15 protein-coding genes are annotated in these 17,081 nt (G+C 38.0%); 5 read left to right on the top strand and 10 right to left on the bottom strand.

The window, feature by feature from the left end; genetic code table 11:
* Positions 1–136 precede the first annotated feature (136 nt).
* Together EXE09_RS02705 and EXE09_RS02710 are read right to left on the bottom strand one after the other, a co-directional pair.
* A complete protein-coding gene (locus EXE09_RS02705; protein WP_130116257.1) occupies positions 137–1,408 on the bottom strand; it encodes a mechanosensitive ion channel family protein in 1,272 nt (423 codons plus the stop codon).
* Between the two features lie 527 nt (positions 1,409–1,935).
* The gene (locus tag EXE09_RS02710; protein WP_068976154.1) at positions 1,936–2,346 is read right to left on the bottom strand and encodes an OsmC family protein; all 411 of its coding nucleotides are present in this window, start codon (positions 2,344–2,346) and stop codon (positions 1,936–1,938) included.
* A gap of 273 nt (positions 2,347–2,619) precedes the next feature.
* Here EXE09_RS02710 and EXE09_RS02715 point away from each other — a divergent pair, with 273 nt between their 5' ends.
* Complete coding sequence (locus EXE09_RS02715) at positions 2,620–3,198, top strand: YceI family protein (protein ID WP_068976153.1); 579 nt, start codon at positions 2,620–2,622, stop codon at positions 3,196–3,198.
* A gap of 60 nt (positions 3,199–3,258) precedes the next feature.
* Here the strand turns inward: EXE09_RS02715 and EXE09_RS02720 are convergent, their stop codons facing one another.
* Both EXE09_RS02720 and EXE09_RS02725 read right to left on the bottom strand, forming a co-directional pair.
* The gene (locus tag EXE09_RS02720; protein WP_130116258.1) at positions 3,259–3,975 is read right to left on the bottom strand and encodes a glutamine amidotransferase; all 717 of its coding nucleotides are present in this window, start codon (positions 3,973–3,975) and stop codon (positions 3,259–3,261) included.
* Positions 3,976–4,042: 67 nt separating this feature from the next.
* Positions 4,043–4,612 (bottom strand): TetR/AcrR family transcriptional regulator, encoded by a 570-nt coding sequence (locus tag EXE09_RS02725; protein WP_130116259.1) that lies wholly within the window; start codon positions 4,610–4,612, stop codon positions 4,043–4,045.
* 181 nt (positions 4,613–4,793) lie between these two features.
* Here EXE09_RS02725 and EXE09_RS02730 point away from each other — a divergent pair, with 181 nt between their 5' ends.
* Together EXE09_RS02730 and EXE09_RS02735 are read left to right on the top strand one after the other, a co-directional pair.
* Complete coding sequence (locus EXE09_RS02730) at positions 4,794–5,537, top strand: SDR family oxidoreductase (protein WP_130116260.1); 744 nt, start codon at positions 4,794–4,796, stop codon at positions 5,535–5,537.
* 334 nt (positions 5,538–5,871) lie between these two features.
* Entirely contained in the window at positions 5,872–6,468 is a 597-nt protein-coding gene (locus EXE09_RS02735; RefSeq protein ID WP_130116261.1) for a 2-hydroxychromene-2-carboxylate isomerase, read from the top strand.
* Between the two features lie 140 nt (positions 6,469–6,608).
* Here EXE09_RS02735 and EXE09_RS02740 read toward each other — a convergent pair whose 3' ends face one another.
* Positions 6,609–7,526 (bottom strand): AEC family transporter, encoded by a 918-nt coding sequence (locus EXE09_RS02740; RefSeq protein ID WP_130116262.1) that lies wholly within the window; start codon positions 7,524–7,526, stop codon positions 6,609–6,611.
* 132 nt (positions 7,527–7,658) lie between these two features.
* Here EXE09_RS02740 and EXE09_RS02745 point away from each other — a divergent pair, with 132 nt between their 5' ends.
* Complete coding sequence (locus tag EXE09_RS02745) at positions 7,659–8,531, top strand: LysR family transcriptional regulator (protein WP_130116263.1); 873 nt, start codon at positions 7,659–7,661, stop codon at positions 8,529–8,531.
* Positions 8,532–8,917: 386 nt separating this feature from the next.
* Here the strand turns inward: EXE09_RS02745 and EXE09_RS02750 are convergent, their stop codons facing one another.
* Positions 8,918–10,429 (bottom strand): aldehyde dehydrogenase family protein, encoded by a 1,512-nt coding sequence (locus EXE09_RS02750; RefSeq protein WP_068976146.1) that lies wholly within the window; start codon positions 10,427–10,429, stop codon positions 8,918–8,920.
* Positions 10,430–10,801: 372 nt separating this feature from the next.
* On the opposite strand from EXE09_RS02750, the gene EXE09_RS02755 reads away from it, so the two are divergent.
* Positions 10,802–11,983 (top strand): transcriptional regulator, encoded by a 1,182-nt coding sequence (locus EXE09_RS02755; RefSeq protein ID WP_068976145.1) that lies wholly within the window; start codon positions 10,802–10,804, stop codon positions 11,981–11,983.
* A gap of 50 nt (positions 11,984–12,033) precedes the next feature.
* Here the strand turns inward: EXE09_RS02755 and EXE09_RS02760 are convergent, their stop codons facing one another.
* The 4 genes from EXE09_RS02760 to EXE09_RS02775 form a co-directional block, all read right to left on the bottom strand.
* On the bottom strand, positions 12,034–12,996 hold the full coding sequence (locus tag EXE09_RS02760) for an alpha/beta hydrolase (protein ID WP_130116264.1): 963 nt from the start codon (positions 12,994–12,996) through the stop codon (positions 12,034–12,036).
* Between the two features lie 38 nt (positions 12,997–13,034).
* Entirely contained in the window at positions 13,035–13,874 is an 840-nt protein-coding gene (locus EXE09_RS02765; RefSeq protein ID WP_130116265.1) for an SDR family oxidoreductase, read from the bottom strand.
* A gap of 185 nt (positions 13,875–14,059) precedes the next feature.
* On the bottom strand, positions 14,060–15,232 hold the full coding sequence (gene mdh, locus EXE09_RS02770; protein WP_068976142.1) for an iron-dependent methanol dehydrogenase: 1,173 nt from the start codon (positions 15,230–15,232) through the stop codon (positions 14,060–14,062).
* 270 nt (positions 15,233–15,502) lie between these two features.
* Positions 15,503–17,038: an acetyl-CoA C-acetyltransferase gene (locus EXE09_RS02775; RefSeq protein ID WP_130116266.1), complete on the bottom strand. Its 1,536-nt coding sequence runs from the start codon at positions 17,036–17,038 to the stop codon at positions 15,503–15,505.
* Positions 17,039–17,081: the final 43 nt, after the last annotated feature.

Genomic DNA, 17,081 nt, shown 5'->3' on the forward strand with positions numbered 1-17,081 from the left:
CTCGACACATACCGAAACATATCAAAATTATCGCAAAAACATTAACCTGTAGGTTTAGTCCTGCCTCAAACAATTGCGAAGGACGATTCCGCGTATCGAAAGTTGGTGAAAATCCACTTCGAACACAGGTTATTTATTAAGACGAAAAATGCTGATCGTGATTCACAACATGATTTTGCTGAAACATCGCTTGCAAATCAGAGCCAGACGGTGCTTGATAAATTTTCAAACCAAATTCAGGTAAGATCGCCATCAGATGATCAAAAATATCAGATTGAATCATCTCATAATCACCCCAAATCGTGGTGTTAGCAAATGCATAAATTTCCAAAGGTAAACCCTCACTGGTCGGTTGCATTTGACGCACCATGACAGTTTGCGTTTGTGAAATACCCGAATGTTGTTTCAAATAAGCAGTCACATAAGCACGAAAGGTACCAATATTGGTTAAACGTCGCTGGTTAAGCATTGCATCATTTAAGAATTGCTGATTAAACGCTTTCAGTTCATTTTGTTTTTCATTCAGATAAGTATCCAGCAATAAAAATGATTTAAATTTATTTTGCTCCTGCGCACTTAAAAAATGCACACTATTCTGATCAATAAAAATAGAACGCTTAATACGTCTCGCGCCAACTTGTTTCATCCCACGCCAATTTTTAAACGTATCCGTGACCAATTTATTGGTGGGAATGGTGGTAAAAGTCTTATCAAAATTTTGCACGGTAATGGTATGAAGTGACATATCGATCACATCGCCATCAGCATTTAAAGAAGGCATTTCGATCCAATCACCAATGCGTACCATGTCATAAGATGAGATTTGAACTGAGGCTACAAGTGATAAAATGGTATTTTGAAATACCAACATCAATACCGCAGCCATTGCACCAAAGCCTGCAAGTAAACTGAATACATCTTTTTTCAGGAATGTGCCCAAAATCAATAAGCCACAAACGATATAAATGATCAGTTTGACTAACTGTAAATATCCTTTGATTGGCTTATTACGAGACTTAGGATTTTTTTGATAGACTAAATTGAAAATACTGAGAAATTCACTGATTGCCAACGCAATGGTTACAAAAATAAAGGCTTGACCAAGCATTTGTACCATAGAAATCATTTTTTCTGATAAATGTGGAACAGTGACAATCCCATTAATGATCACAATGGCGGGAACAATATTGGCAATGCGGCGAATGACACTATGCTGAGATAAAATGTCGCTATTGGCGAAATTTAATTTTTCAATCAGCTTTCGGATGCCACGCACAACAACTTGTTTAGCAACAAAGTTTGCCAATAAAGCGAAACCAATCAGGATCCCCAGTGAAGTGAGCATTTCTAACCAAGGATATTGATCAGACCAATCTTGAATGTTTTGGATAAAAGCAAACTTTTCCAAAAGTAAAAACCTCTTATATTGTCAAATGTGGTTATTCTATTGATAATTAATGACAATATCTTGATTGATAACGTTTGCGCTACATTGTTTGAACAGAAATAATGAACTTACTTAAGATTGCTTACAGCTAAAATGTGTATAACAGATATGCTGCGAGTTTCCACATCTGTTATAGTTTCTTTGTGAAGAAGTGCATCTACGCATTGCAGGGCAGTTATACTAAAATATCTTTTTATTTTTGAAATGTGAGACCTTCAATATGATGAAGTTTTTAAGAAAGAAAAATAAAACTAGTTTTGTCTTCTTTATCATGGTGTTGTATTCATTTATTGGTGTTGTAGCGGGTTATTTTTTAACAAACTATTTTATGTAAATATCGCCTAAAATGAGGGTGCTTTTGTTCAAATGTGATGGTCTGATTTAAACTGGCAATTGAATTAAACGTCTTGATATTGTCAGTTTAAACCGAATGTAAACTCAATTATTCAGTGCTGAATAATATGTTGATAATTGGCTTAAGTTTTCAATTATTCAACAATTAATTCAGACTGGATTTGAATATTTGAGGTTAATAATTTGTGAACAGGGCAACTTTCAGCGACTTTTAATAGGCGTTTGTGTTGATCTTCCGTGAATTGACCTTTTAAGGTGATTTTTCTCACGATATTGTTATGACCAGCTTCGGGATCACCCTCAGGATTCAAAGCCAAATCAACTTGCACATGGTCGAGTTGAATGCCTTTGTGGTTGGCATACATTTCTAAAGTCACCGTAGTACATGCGCCTAAAGCCGAGAGTAAAATTTGCATCGGATTTGGTGCGGTATCTTTACCACCTTTATCCAAAGGTTCATCGGCATACCACGTATGACCTTGTGGATTGCTAAGTGTGACACGATACGGTGTTTGGATGCTGAGCGCTTGTGCGGAATGAACCATTCAAATTTACCAAATAGAATATTTAATACTATAGATAACGAAAATTAGATGAAAACTCTAGTGTAATTTCTTGATCTATTTTCTGACTTAAGTTTAATTCTGCTTCTTGTTTATTTATATTGTCAGTATTTTATGTGAAAACATAGGTTTAAAACCTGAGGTGATTCAGGGTGCAGAATCGTTGCATATATGCAACATAACGTATTAGCAATAACAGTGAATTAAAATGTGAAGTGTATAGAATAGCAATCATTCCAAAGAGAGATTAAGAACATGAACTTTAAATCATTAACACTAGGCTTGGCGATCGCTTCTGTAGCAACTTTTACTGTCGCTAAACCAGTAGACTACAAAATTGATCCTACGCATACAGCAACTGTATTTACTTGGAATCACTTTGGTTTTTCTACACCGTCTGCAAACTTTAGCGATATCCAAGGAACGATTTCTGTAGATACAGCTAAACCTGCTGATTCTTCTGTGAATGTAACGATTCCATTATCAAGCTTAAATACAAACGTTAAAGCTTTGGATGAGCACTTAAAAACAGCTGATTTCTTTGATGCTGAAAAATATCCAAACATCACTTTTAAAAGTACTAAAGTTCAAGCTTTAGGTAAAAACAAATACAAAATCACAGGTAATTTAACTGTGAAAGATGTGACTAAACCTGTTGTTTTAGATGCTGTTTTAAACAAAACAGGTGCGCACCCAATGACTAAAGCAGAAACAGTAGGTTTCAATGCAACGACTTCATTTGATCGTTCTGCATTTGGTGTAGGTGCTTATGTGCCTAACGTAGGTGATAAAATCACTGTAAACATCACAACTGAAGCTTCTGTAGCAAAATAATTTTGTAAAACAGATCTTTAAAAGAAAGCACTCAATTTGAGTGCTTTTTTTATAAAAAAATTAAAAGCTGAATTGGTTCATAAAGTTCGCTAAAACCTGCGGAGATTTGCTTTCTAAAATAGGCGCATATTTTTCATTCGCAAGGCGTAGTTGAGGGATATTGATTTCAGCTTTGCGTAATTCACACGTATGACCAATGAGCCATTTTTCCATACTGTCAGCAGCCACTTCGACATGGAATTGCAGCGCTAAAATATTCTGTCCAACTCTAAATGCTTGATTTGGATAAATATCAGAACTTGCTAATAACTCAGCTTGTTTAGGAAGATCAAAAGTATCGCCATGCCAATGTAAGACACTGATATTTTCGATTGGTTTTAATGGATTTTTCTCCGCAGTGGAGAGCGTTAATGGACTCCAACCAATTTCTTTTTGGTGTCCTGCATAAACTTTCGCCCCCAAAGCATGGGCAATCAGTTGTGCACCCAAACAAATCCCAATCGTGGGTAAGTTTTTTGCTAAACGTTGTTTTAAATAGGCAATTTCATCATTTAAAAATGGATAGTCTTCGGTTTCATAAACCCCAATCGGACCACCCAAAATAATCACCAAGCCCTCAAATTCAAAGGCTTTCTTTAAATCATCAATGCCTGCCTCAAAGTAGCGAACCCGATAATCGTGTTCATAAAAGGTATCTTCAATAATACCCAAATCTTCAAAAGCTAAATGTTGAATTGCATAGATCGTTTTAGGCAAAGCGGATGTTGGAGCAGTCATGATTTATGCTGTTTTATAAAGAACATGGCGTATTTATAGCAGTTTATAGTGAGCTTAAATATAAAAATTATGATGCCTTTTGCAACATGGCTTTAATACACTGTTTGCTTGATTCTAAAATCATCAATTTAACCGATTCATCCGCCATGCTACGTGCCATCAGTATTGCTCCGACCAATTGGCACATGACTGCCCATGCTTTTTCTTCACTGCCCAAATGTTTCATAAAAAGGTGCTGACCACGGAGCAGTTCAGCTTGATACACTTGTTTTATGTCAATCTCCGCACGAGCAATTTCACTGGCTAACGTCGGCAATACACAGCCATGATCAGGACGATCTACATGAGAAATTGACAGGTAGCGATTGAGTTCAAAGTCCATCCACGCTTCAGCATTGTCTTGATGCGGATTGTCTTGCCACATTTGAAAACTGTGTTGTAATTCATTTTCAATCAAAGCTTTGAATAAATCAGATTTAGATGAAAAGTGAGAATAAAAAGCACCGCTGGTCACACCTGCAGCTTTCATAAAACTGTCTACACCTGTGGCACTAAAGCCATTTTTTTTGGCAATTTGACCACTGATGTCCAATAACTCTTGACGTTTCTCAGCTTTATAGCCTGATTTATAACGCATTGTGCTATCTCACATATTCAACGGAATAAATATAATTATTGTCATTAACTTAAATTATTTGATTATAAATTAAGCTTGACGATGTTGGGGAATTATAACATAGTAATCGTTATGATAACGATCGTTATTTTATGGATGAATAATTTAACGACCGCAATGTTCGTTTAAAGTGAGCACAATAATGAATGAATTAAAACAGCAGGGAAATAAAGTGGCACTCGTCATTGGTGCGGGGGATGCCACAGGTGGAGCAATTGCAAAACGCTTTGCACAAGGTGGCTATATTACTTGTATGACGCGCCGTAATGCAGATAAGCTACAGCCTTTAATTCAAGAAATTGAAGGCTTTGGCGGTGTCGCTTATGGTTTTGCATCCGATGCACGAAAGGAGGAAGAGGTTATTCAACTGATTGAAGAGATTGAAGCGAATATTGGAGAAATTGATGTTTTAGTTTTTAATATCGGTGCGAATGTACCGTGCAGTATTTTAGAAGAAACAGCACGTAAATATTTTAAGATTTGGGAAATGGCATGTTTTGCGGCATTCCTTGTTGGACGTGAAGTGGCTAAACGAATGGTGACGCGTCAACGAGGTACAATCATCTTTACAGGTGCAACAGCCGGTATGCGCGGATCTGCTTATTTTGCAGCATTTGCTGGGGCGAAACATGCGCTTCGTGCTTTGGCTCAGAGTATGGCACGTGAGCTTGGTCCTCAAAATATTCATGTGGCGCATGTAGTGGTGGATGGCGCGATTGATACTGATTTTATTAAAAATACGTTTCCGCATTTGTATGAGAAGAAAGATCAGGATGGTATTTTAAATCCTGAGCATATTGCGGAAAATTATTGGCATATTGCGCAACAACCTCGTGATGCATGGACGCATGAATTGGATTTACGTCCGTGGATTGAAAAATGGTAAGCATTTAAATGGATCAATAGATTTAAAACATAACTAAAATAATAAAATTATTAGTTATTTACAAACAAGTATTCTCCATTTTAATTTGGTACAGCCCCATATTTTATTGAAAAATTTAGGATAATTTGTGTAGGCGATACCTTTCTTTTCAAGGATGAAAAGAAACAAAAATCCTTTGTTAGACTGAGGGTAAGTCCTTTTACCCCAGTCTAACGAGGCGACATCCATGTCGCCGAACGCGATAGCACCGCTGATGGTAGATGCAATGAAAATGACTTATTAATAATAGGTTATTTAAATGATTGAAATTAATTCATAAAGGAATGAATAAAAAATGAAACAAGTGGAATTCTATTTTGATTTTGGTAGTCCATATAGTTATGTGGGTTTTTACCGTATTCAGCAGATTGCAAAGCAGTATCAGGCTGAAATTATCTGGAAACCGATGCTATTGGGCGGTGTTTTTAAGGCAACAGGAAACAGCAGTCCAATGGCTGTTCCTGCGAAAGCACGTTATTCCATGATTGATTTGGGTAGATGGTCAAAACTTTGGCATATTCCTGTGCAAATGAATCCATATTTCCCGATTAATACCTTGAACCTGATGCGTTTGATTACAGCCGTGCAACTGTATCAGCCTGAAAATTTTCAAAAAGTGTTGCAGGGTTTATTTGATGCAATGTTTGGGCAGCCTAAAAATTTAAATGATATGAGCGAATTGGTTGTATTGGCTCAATCATTGGAACTTGATATTGATTTGGTACAGGCTTGGCTTGCCGATGATCAAGTTAAAAATCAGCTTAAACAAGTGACTGAAGAAGCGATTGAACGAGGTGTTTTCGGTGCGCCAACTTGGTTTGTGGGGGATGAAATGTTTTGGGGTGTTGATCATTTACATTTTGTTGAGCATGCATTGCAAGCAGTGGAATAGTATTTAAAAACCCTCATCCTAGCCTTCTCCCAAAGGGAGAAGGAACTTCCGATATTCTTTTGGATATGCTTTGAATCTAAAATTTTCGATAACAATATTAATTTATCATGTGTATGAATGAGTAAGCTGCGGAATCAGTTTTAAAAATAATAACTTTGAAGCAAAGCCAACATGATCACCAAAGTCACCACAGATAATATGGTTTGTAAGCTGATCACAGCAGCCATTAGCTGATAATCGCCATTTAAAAGTTTAGTTAAGATATAGGCTGCAGAAGCTGTTGGAATCGAAAAGAAAATCATGATCGCGATGACAGCTGCGTAATTCAGATCAAAAAACTGCAATACAATAAATGTCGTGATTGGAATGATGCACAATCTTACAAAACTAATGATGAATGCTGTTTTGAAATACGCTTGTATGCCTTTGAGTTGAATCGCTGTACCTACACAAAGCAAACCTAACATTAAGCTACTGTTGGAAAAAGCCTGTAGCAGACTTTGAAAACCCGTCCAAATTGGAATCTGTAAAAAGTTAAAAGCTATGCCAAGTATGCACGAGCTGATCAAAGGGTTATTGATCAATGAAATCGCAATATTTTTGATATTTAATTGATTTTTCGGTGTCAGTGAAAGAATGGACACTACATTTACAAAAGGAATGGCGATTGCCAAAATATTGACCAATATACTTCTAATTTCAGGGGTGGGTAGTGTGGTTGCAATCGAAAGCCCAATATAAGTATTAAACCGAATCAGACTCTGGATATATACCCCGAAATGTGCATCTGGGCTTTTATTCAGTTTAGCAAAAATATAGGTACTGACAATGATTATCGCCATCATTGCAAAGATCACCATCAAAATGCTGTCGAGGTGTCCCATGTGCATATTGGCACTCGCCAACGAACTGAACAGCAATGAGGGAAACAGTACATAATAATTCAGCTTTTCAGCACCATTCCAAAATTTTTCATCCAAAGTACGTGATTGGAATAGATAGAATCCCAAGGCAATCAGTGCAATCGGTGAAAATAGAATATTGATCATTTGTAACATGTGCGGTGCCTGATCCTTACTGAATTGGGCTGAAACAATTCATTTGTGACAATTGATAGCTGAATTTGAATATAGGATATTCCTAATAATACTTTATGGTAAAATGAGTTTTTACTCATGAGAAATGTGTGCATGACTTTTACCCAATTAAGTATTTTTGCACTTTTGGCAGAGCAGAAAAGTTTTACAGTCGTGGCACATCATTTGCAAATTTCGCAATCTGCGATTTCTCATGCAATTAAAAGTTTGGAACAAGATTGGGCAGTGACCTTATTCCATCGTGATCATAACGAAGTAGAACTCACTGAAGCGGGCGCTCGTCTGTTGTTGCATGTGCAGGAAATTCTTAATATTTCCAATCAATTAAAACAAGAAATTTCGGATATTCATGGTTTTCATTCGGGTACATTGCGTATTGGTTCTTTTGGTGCATCTTCATCCAATGTACTGATTCCTTTGATTTTAGAAAAATTTAGCGCTGAATATCCCAATATTGAAGTATTCATCAAAGAGGGTACAGACAAAGATATTGCACAATGGATTCAGGAGCGCAGTATTGATGTCGGTTTTGTGGTGTTGCCTGATGAGCGCTTTGATACCTTTTCTGTGATAAATGATATTTTTGTGGCTTTGATTCCAAAATCTTATGAACTTGCTAAACAAAGTGCCGTGAGTTTACAGGAATTGGTCGAGCATCCATTTTTAATGACTTCAGCAGGCAGTCAAAGTCATGTTACTGAAATGTTTCGAAAAGCCAATTTAAGCCCTAAAATTAAGTGTCATTTCTCGCAGATTTTAACCATTATCAATATGGTGAATAATCATGCAGGGGTTTCAATTGTGGCTGATATGGCATTGAATCAGGAATTGATGACGTTATTTCCCAATGTGCAGAAATTGCCTTTATCACCGAATATTAAGCGTTCAATCGGTTTGGCAGTAAAGAATAAAAAACAGATCAGTCCGATTGTGAAGGCGTTTATTGAGATTGCGCAGAAGGTTTAAGTTTTATTTTAAAAATGTTATGCAGTAAGTTAAAACACTTTTTGTTTCTCAATAAAATTGGATACACGGTAACGTCATTCGCAACTGTTTGAGGCAGGACTACATCTGTAAGTTAATGTTTCCTCGATATATCAATCAAAAGATGGTAATTGACGAGTTTTGCGAATGACAATGGTTTTGCCTACTTTTTCCGAAAAAAAAGTAGGGCGAGCCGCAGGCTAACCCTGAAATTAAAACTTTCGACGTAAGACTCCGCCGAGTATGCTCTAAAACAGTTTGAAAGGCGCATAGTTTTTAAAGTGTGTAACATCTGTTTTTAATTCGCGACATAAAAAATAAAGCGAACCGAAGTTCGCTTTAAATCACACAAAATTCAAATTTAAAACTTAGAAGAAGCCCATTGCTTTAGTTGAGTAGCTTACAAGTAAGTTTTTAGTTTGTTGATAATGATCAAGCATCATTTTGTGGTTTTCACGACCAATACCTGACTTCTTATAACCACCGAAGGCAGCATGAGCAGGGTAGATGTGGTAACAGTTTGTCCAAACGCGACCCGCTTGAATCGCACGTCCTGCGCGATAAGACGTATGTGCTGAACGTGACCAAACACCTGCACCTAAACCATAAATCGTATCATTGGCGATTTTGATTGCTTCATCATAGTCTTTGAATGTTGCAACAGATAAAACAGGTCCAAAAATTTCTTCTTGGAAAATTTTCATGCTGTTATTGCCTTTGAAAATGGTCGGTTCGATATAGAAACCCTCGCCCACTTCATGACGATCGCCACCGCCTGTAAGCACTTGCGCACCTTCCGCACGACCTGTAGCGATACAACCCAAGATTTTGTCTTGTTGCTCTTGAGATGCTTGTGCACCGATCATGGTATCTGTATCTAGAGGATGACCAGTTTTAATACGTTTTACACGCTCAACCGCCATTTCCAGGAATTTGTCAGCAATGCTTTCTTGAACCAATGCACGTGATGGGCAAGTACAAATTTCACCTTGGTTTAATGCAAACATTGCAAAACCTTCAAGCGCTTTGTCTAGGAATTCATCATCTTTGTCCATGATATCTTCAAAGAAGATGTTTGGAGATTTACCGCCAAGTTCCAACGTTACAGGAATGATGTTTTCAGTCGCATATTGCATGATTTGCTGACCAACCGCAGTTGAACCAGTAAATGCAATCTTTGCAATACGCGGATTTGTAGCAAGTGGACGACCTACTTCGATACCAAAACCATTGACTACGTTCAGTACGCCAGCTGGGAGTAAATCTTGAATCAATTCAACGAGAACTAAAATACTTGCAGGCGTTTGCTCAGCAGGTTTCAAGACAATACAGTTACCTGCAGCCAAAGCTGGTGCAAGTTTCCATGTCGCCATTAAAATCGGGAAGTTCCAAGGAATGATTTGACCCACTACACCCAAAGGCTCATGGAAATGGTAAGCAATCGTATCTTCATCAATCTCAGAAATGCCGCCTTCTTGCGCACGGATACAGCCAGCAAAATAACGGAAATGATCAATCGCAAGCGGAATATCTGCTGCGAGCGTTTCGCGGACAGGTTTACCATTGTCCCAAGTTTCAGCAACTGCAAGAAGTTCAAGATTTTCTTCTAGGCGATCTGCAATTTTTAATAAAATATTTGAACGAGTGGTCGGAGAAGAACTGTTCCAGCTCGCTTTTGCTTTATGCGCAGCATCAAGAGCAAGTTCAATGTCTTCTGCAGAAGAACGAGGAACTTTGGTAAATGCTTTACCATCTACTGGAGAAATATTATCAAAATATTCACCTTTTAAAGGTGGAACCCATTTTCCATCAATAAAGTTTTCATATTGAGCTTTGAATTGTACTTTTGAACCAGGTTGGTTTGGATCTACATAACGCATAAGAATATCCCTTTACTTATTTTCATGCACTGAATGAAATAGGCATGATGTTTAAAATTGCATGTATGACGAAAGTCATTCTTTACATGATGAATTGAGCATAGAGAGGCAAAGGTAGGAGAAAGGTTGGATGAAAATTTAAGAGGATTTGGGCTATGCTTTAATCTTTGACAATGTTTTCTTGTTGGTCGAAAAAGCCAGTGGAAAAATAAATTTTAGCCTTATTCTAACGCTTTGGTAGTAGTTGTGTTGACGAGGGCTAAGGGAGTTGTGTTAGTGTGATAAAGTAATTTATAAACATAGTTACTGGAATAAAAAAATAAAGAAGAAAGGATTTGGGAAATTTAGCCAATTTACATAGGAATGTAGCGTATGTTGAGCCAGAAAGAGTTAACCCATAAGCGAAATCTAATTGAGCAATTACGCCAAAGTAGCAGTTTGTCTTTAAAACATGCAGATCAGCTCGGTCAAAGCATCGCAAGTTCATGGCAACGTTCAAAATCTGCTGCGATTCCTAAAGATCGAGATGCTGCGCCGCTGATGAATGTCAAAGCAGAGCGTAAATCAGTACTTGAAAAAGCCATAGAACATTGTGGTGATGAACTTAGACATATTGCAGAACAGTCTTCCATGGTTGCTGCTGTCGGTGATATCGGTAGTACCATTATTTGGTCGGCAGCCAGTGGGCAAATGCGTAGTGCTGCAGAACGTGTTCATTTCGTAGCTGGCGGGCAGTGGCGTGAAGATTTGGTTGGAACCAATGCACTGGCTTTATCATTGAAAACCCAACAATCAAGCTGTGTATTTTCCAGTGAACATTTCATGTCGTCTGTGCATGATTGGGTTTGTTATGCCTCTCCCATCATTGATCCTTATTCAAAACAAGTACTGGGTGTGATTGATCTTTCAACCACATGGAATAATCACAATAGTCTAGGGCTGTTAGCCGCAGAGCGCTGTGCTTCGATTATCCAGTCAGCATTATTGGAATATCAGCAACAACATTTATTTATCCGTGCTTTTGCAGTTCCGCAAGTTTTATTTAATGGCAAAATTGTCGTACTCACACCACGCCAAATTGAAATTCTGACCATTCTCGCTTTATGTCCTCAGGGCATGAATTTAGAAAATTTACATCAATCACTTTATGGTGAGCGAAAGGTGAGTGTGGGGACTCTAAAAGCTGAAATGTCGCAATTACGCGATATTTTAGGGGGAATGTTAGGCTCTCGCCCATATCGTTTATTGGCACATGTTGAGGCTGATTTTTTACAAGCGGAAAATGCATTGGATTCAGGTTATACCGAATCTGCTTTAAAACTGTGTAAAGGCGTATTTTTAGCAAAAACAGAAAGTCCATTCTTATGTGCTTGGCGCGATTGTTTAGAGTCACGTTTAAGTGAAGCGATCTTTAAAGCCAATGAAACGGATGTATTGTTGAAACATCTTGCGCATTTTCCAGAAGCGATTGATGCAGTTGAGCGATTGATTGAGTTAACACCTGAAGGGCATCCTGCACATCAAGTTCTGCTTAAATATAAAGATGAACAGTGATGCGCAGCAGCCGAAAGGTTGTTTCAATTAAAATAGCTTATAGAAATGGTTTAGATTTCTTTTTGTTCTAGCCATTGGAAAAGAGAAGCATAAACTTTTGCGCGCACATCTGGCGCAGATAATACTAAATCATGCAATCCATTTTGAATTGTCATGACATTGACATCACCTTGTAATTTATTTCCATATTTAACAATGTCTTTAACTTCTAAAATAACGTCAGTTGTTTGAGCATCCTGATTGAATTTTTTAGGATAACTGGTTTTATGTGAATGCATAATTAAGGTGGGAACATTCACTTGTGCACCTGCATGGATTTCTTTCTGTGCTTCAAAAATAGCATGAACGAAACTGAGGTAGGCGAAAGGATAGGAATTCTTTTTCCAATTTAAATCAAAATTCCATTCACCATGAAATTTTTGATGCAGGCTTGGTACATACCACTTATTCAACTCACTTGGGAATTTTAGTTTTGGTAAATGTCTACCTAGTGCGGCTAGACGTGGCAAAGCAAGTTTTTTCTTCCATGCAGGCATATTAAAATCATAAAATGGACTATTACACCACAGTGCTTTGATCAATGGGTGATTTGGATAGTGTGCAGCATAGAGTGTTGTAATTAAACCACCTGTAGAGTGCCCAGATAAAAGCACACTGTTATGACCTTCTTGTCCAATGATCTCTAAAGCTTGGGTAATTTCAGCATCATATTCATTCAAGTTCAGCACATAATAATATTTTTGATGTGGTAAATATGAGCGACCGTATTTTCTCAGATCGAGTGCATAAAAGTCATAACCATGTTGGTTAAATTGTTCTGCCATTTCTGTTTGAAAGAAATAATCAATAAATCCATGGATATATAACACGGCTTTGTTTGTTGTTTGCGATGCCTTTTTACGTACCAAGGTTGCTGTGACTTTACCCTCATAGTCATCAGGGAGGTTGATGGTTAATTGTTCATAACCTGAGCCAAGTATATCAGGTTGATACTTCAATTGTGCTGTAGTCATTTGATTTCCCTGTGAATATGAAAGTTAATTTATAAAAATTAAAGGTACGTGCTGACCATTTGTAAAGACTGATCATAAAGTTGTTGTGCAAGTTGTTTGTTCTTTGCCTTTGCGGATTTAAAAGCAGGCGTTTGCAAACTCACATAATCACCATTGCGTTTTGCCCATTTCGGATCAAAAGCGATTTTCTTAATCAGTTCAGCAGGTTTTGTTGGTGGAATCAATCCAAGTTTGATAATAGCATATTGCCATTTCGGTAGTTCACGATAGATTTCTGAATCTACACCACCGGGATGTAGCGCATTACTGGTGACATTTGTCCCTTCAAGCTGTTTGGCTAAAGCATTACTGAATAAAAGGTTGGCAAGTTTACTGTTGCCATAACTGATTACGCCATTATATTTTTTGATGTGATCGGCTTTAAAGTGCTCTGGTTTGATTGAACCTAAAACGTGCATCATAGACGCTAGATTGATCACGCGACCATGTTCAGCTTTTTTAACTAAAGGAAGCAGTTTCATGGTCCAGAGGAAAGGACCGAGATAGTTCACGCCAAATTGCTTTTCATAACCATCAACTGTGGCTTCTAGCTCGGGTGTCATCATGCCAGCATTATTCACTAAAACATCAATTTTTTCGTATTTGGCAATGATTTCATTGGCGGCTTGATTAACTTGTTCGAGACTATTTAAATCCAAAGCAATCACATCAACTTGTCCTTTATTTAAGGATTGTAACTGCTGTTGCGCAATCTTTGCTTTTGCAGGGTTGCGACATGCAATGATCACATGATGCCCATCTTTGACGAAAGTTTCTGCAGTTGCTAGCCCGATGCCTGTATTTGCACCTGTAATGACGATTATTTTCTTATTTGCCATTTTTAGATTCTCTGTATTGAATTATTTTAACAGTGTTTTAAGCATCATAAGCATAGTTTTTATTTTTGACAATATATGTTGTCATTTGAGAATTGAAATAAAAAAAAGGGAATATCACCGAAGCGATATTCCCCAAAGTAGAGAAGTGAAACAGTAGTAAAATTTAAACTGAATGGGAGTAACGATTACATCGCGGCTTCAAAGATACCAATCACTTGAGCATCCGTTGCTTTACGCGGGTTGGTCAACATACAAGCATCTTTTTGAGCATTTGAAGTCATTACAGCATGATCTTCAGCTTTCACGCCAAGCTCAGCTAAGCCACTTGGGATACCGATTGATGCCGAAAGTTCACGGATCGCTTCGATAGCAGCAAATGCAGCCTCGGTCACAGTTAAACCATCTGTGTTTACACCCATTAGCTGTGCAATTTTCGCATAGCGATCTGGACATGCAATGAGGTTAAATTCACATACGTGCGGTAATAAAATTGCATTACATACACCGTGTGGTAGGTTGTAGAAACCACCTAATTGGTGCGCCATTGCATGGACATAACCCAATGAAGCGTTGTTAAATGCCATACCAGCAAGATACTGTGCATATGCCATTGCATCACGCGCTTCTAGGTTTTCACCATTCGCAACAGCAGGGCTTAACCATTCACTGATCATGCTAATTGCTTTTTCAGCACATGCATCTGTGATTGGATTTGCAGCAGTAGATACATAAGCTTCAACAGCGTGAGTTAATGCGTCCATACCTGTTGCAGCAGTTAATGCAGCAGGTTTTGCAATCATTAACTTAGGATCGTCAATAGCAACAAGTGGTGTACAGCGCCAGTCAACAATCGCCATTTTTACATGAGTATCAGTGTTAGTGATGATACAGAAGCGCGTCATTTCTGATGCAGTACCCGCAGTTGTATTGATCGCAACAAGCGGTGTCATTGGCACTTTACTTTGATCAATCCCTTCATAATCACGGATATGACCGCCACCCGCTGTGACTAAGCCAATACCTTTAGCACAGTCATGAGATGAACCACCACCTAAAGATACGATAAAGTCGCAACCATTTTCATTATAAGCATTTACACCGTTGTGTACGTTAATGTCCGTTGGGTTTGGTTCTGCGCCAGGGAAAACGTGGCTGTCTACACCTGCTTCTTTTAGATAGTCGACAATAATGTCTGCAACGCCGAATTTGAATAAGCCAGCATCAGTGACGATAAGTGCTTTTTTCGCCCCTAAATTTTGCGCTTTTACACCAACTTCTTTGGCACAACCAGGTCCAAAAAGTGATACGCAAGGGATATAAAAACCGTTTGTTTGATCTGCAATATTTTTAAAAGCCATGGTGCGATTCCTTCTACCATTGTTATTTCATCATTCCATCAGGTGTTGATCACCTTGAGATTGAGTATCTTGGTTGAAGGGTTTTTTTTAAACCTACGAAACACCTACCAAATTATATTGAAGATTTTTATCTTATATCTTTTTGAAATTTATGAATAATATTTTTAATTTAAAAATTATATTTCATAGTAATATCATTTTCTAGAATTAAACGACATAAAAAAGCATCCTTAAAAAGGATGCTTTTTTCATACATAGATTGCAGGAAAATTATTTTTCTACAATTGCTGTAACACCTTGACCACCCGCAGCACAGATCGAAATTAATACACGACCTGAACCTTTTTGGTTAATCAATTTTGCAGCAGTAGCAAGGATACGACCACCTGTAGCAGCAAATGGGTGACCCGCAGCTAAAGAAGAACCTTTTACGTTTAATTTGCTACGATCGATTGAACCCAATGGTGCATCTAAACCTAAACGTTCTTTACAGAACTTAGGATCTTCCCAAGCTTTCAAAGTAGAAAGCACTTGTGATGCAAAAGCTTCATGAATTTCATAATAATCAAAATCTTGAAGTTTGATGCCTGCGCGATCTAACATACGTGGAACTGCATAAGCAGGCGCCATCAATAAACCTTCTTTCTTACCAAGGAAGTCTACAGCAGCTGTTTCAGTGAAAGTTAAATAAGCAAGAACTTCATGACCATTGGCTTTAGCCCATTCTTCAGATGCTAAAAGTACCACAGAAGCACCGTCAGTCAGTGGAGTAGAGTTACCCGCTGTCATGGTAGCAGTATCACCTTTACCAAAAGCAGGCTTAAGTTTTGCTAATTTTTCTACAGAAGAATCTGGACGTAAGTTATTGTCTTTTTCTAAACCTAAGAATGGCGTAATTAGATCTTCAAAGAAACCTTCTTCGTAAGCTTTCGCCATTTTTTGGTGTGAAGATGCAGCAAGCTCATCTTGTGCTTCACGAGGAATACCCCATTCTAAAGCTGTGATTGCTTGGTGATCACCCATTGACAAACCAGTACGTGGCTCACCATTTTTTGGTGCATCCATCAAATCTTTAACATTGATTTTCGCTAATGCTTTTAAACGATCTTTACCTGTTTTTGCGATGTTAAGTTCAAGTAAAGCTTTACGTAAACCATCACCAAATGCAATCGGTGCATCAGAAGTTGTATCTACACCACCTGCAACACCGACTTCGATTTGACCCAATGCAATTTTATTCGCAACAAGGAAAGCGGCTTGTAAGCCCGTACCACATGCTTGTTGAATATCGTAAGCAGGGGTTTCAGGTGCAAGTTGAGTGCTGAGTACACATTCACGTGTCATGTTGAAGTCACGGCTGTGTTTCAATACTGCACCTGCTACCACTTCACCTAAGCGCTGACCTTGTAAATTAAAACGTTCTACTAGACCGTTTAATGCTGCTGTGAGCATGTCAGAGTTAGAAGCTTTGAAATATGGACCATTTGAACGTGCAAAAGGAATACGGTTACCACCGATGATTGCAACGCGACGTACAGTATTTTGACTCATAGTTTTGTCCTGTTGACCAGAAGTTTGAGTTTTAGAAGATGAAGAGGTGACTTTTTTAACCGTTGTGGTTGCTGCTTTACTACGTGGCGCTGTTGTAGTTGTACGAGTTGGTTTTTTTGTCGTACTTGTTGCAGTCGCTGCTGTAGTGTTTGTGTTAACATTTTTACTCGTACGGGCACGAGGTTTTGATGTATTTGACACAGTCTCTGTCGCAGTATTTTCAACGTTTGAATTTTCTTGAGTTGTTTTGCTCATAAGGCTTTTCCAAGCATGTTCGCAATTTTCTTAAGTGTTACAT

Source organism: Acinetobacter sp. WCHAc060025, assembly GCF_004209355.1.
In the GTDB taxonomy this organism is placed as follows: Bacteria; Pseudomonadota; Gammaproteobacteria; order Pseudomonadales; family Moraxellaceae; genus Acinetobacter; species Acinetobacter wuhouensis.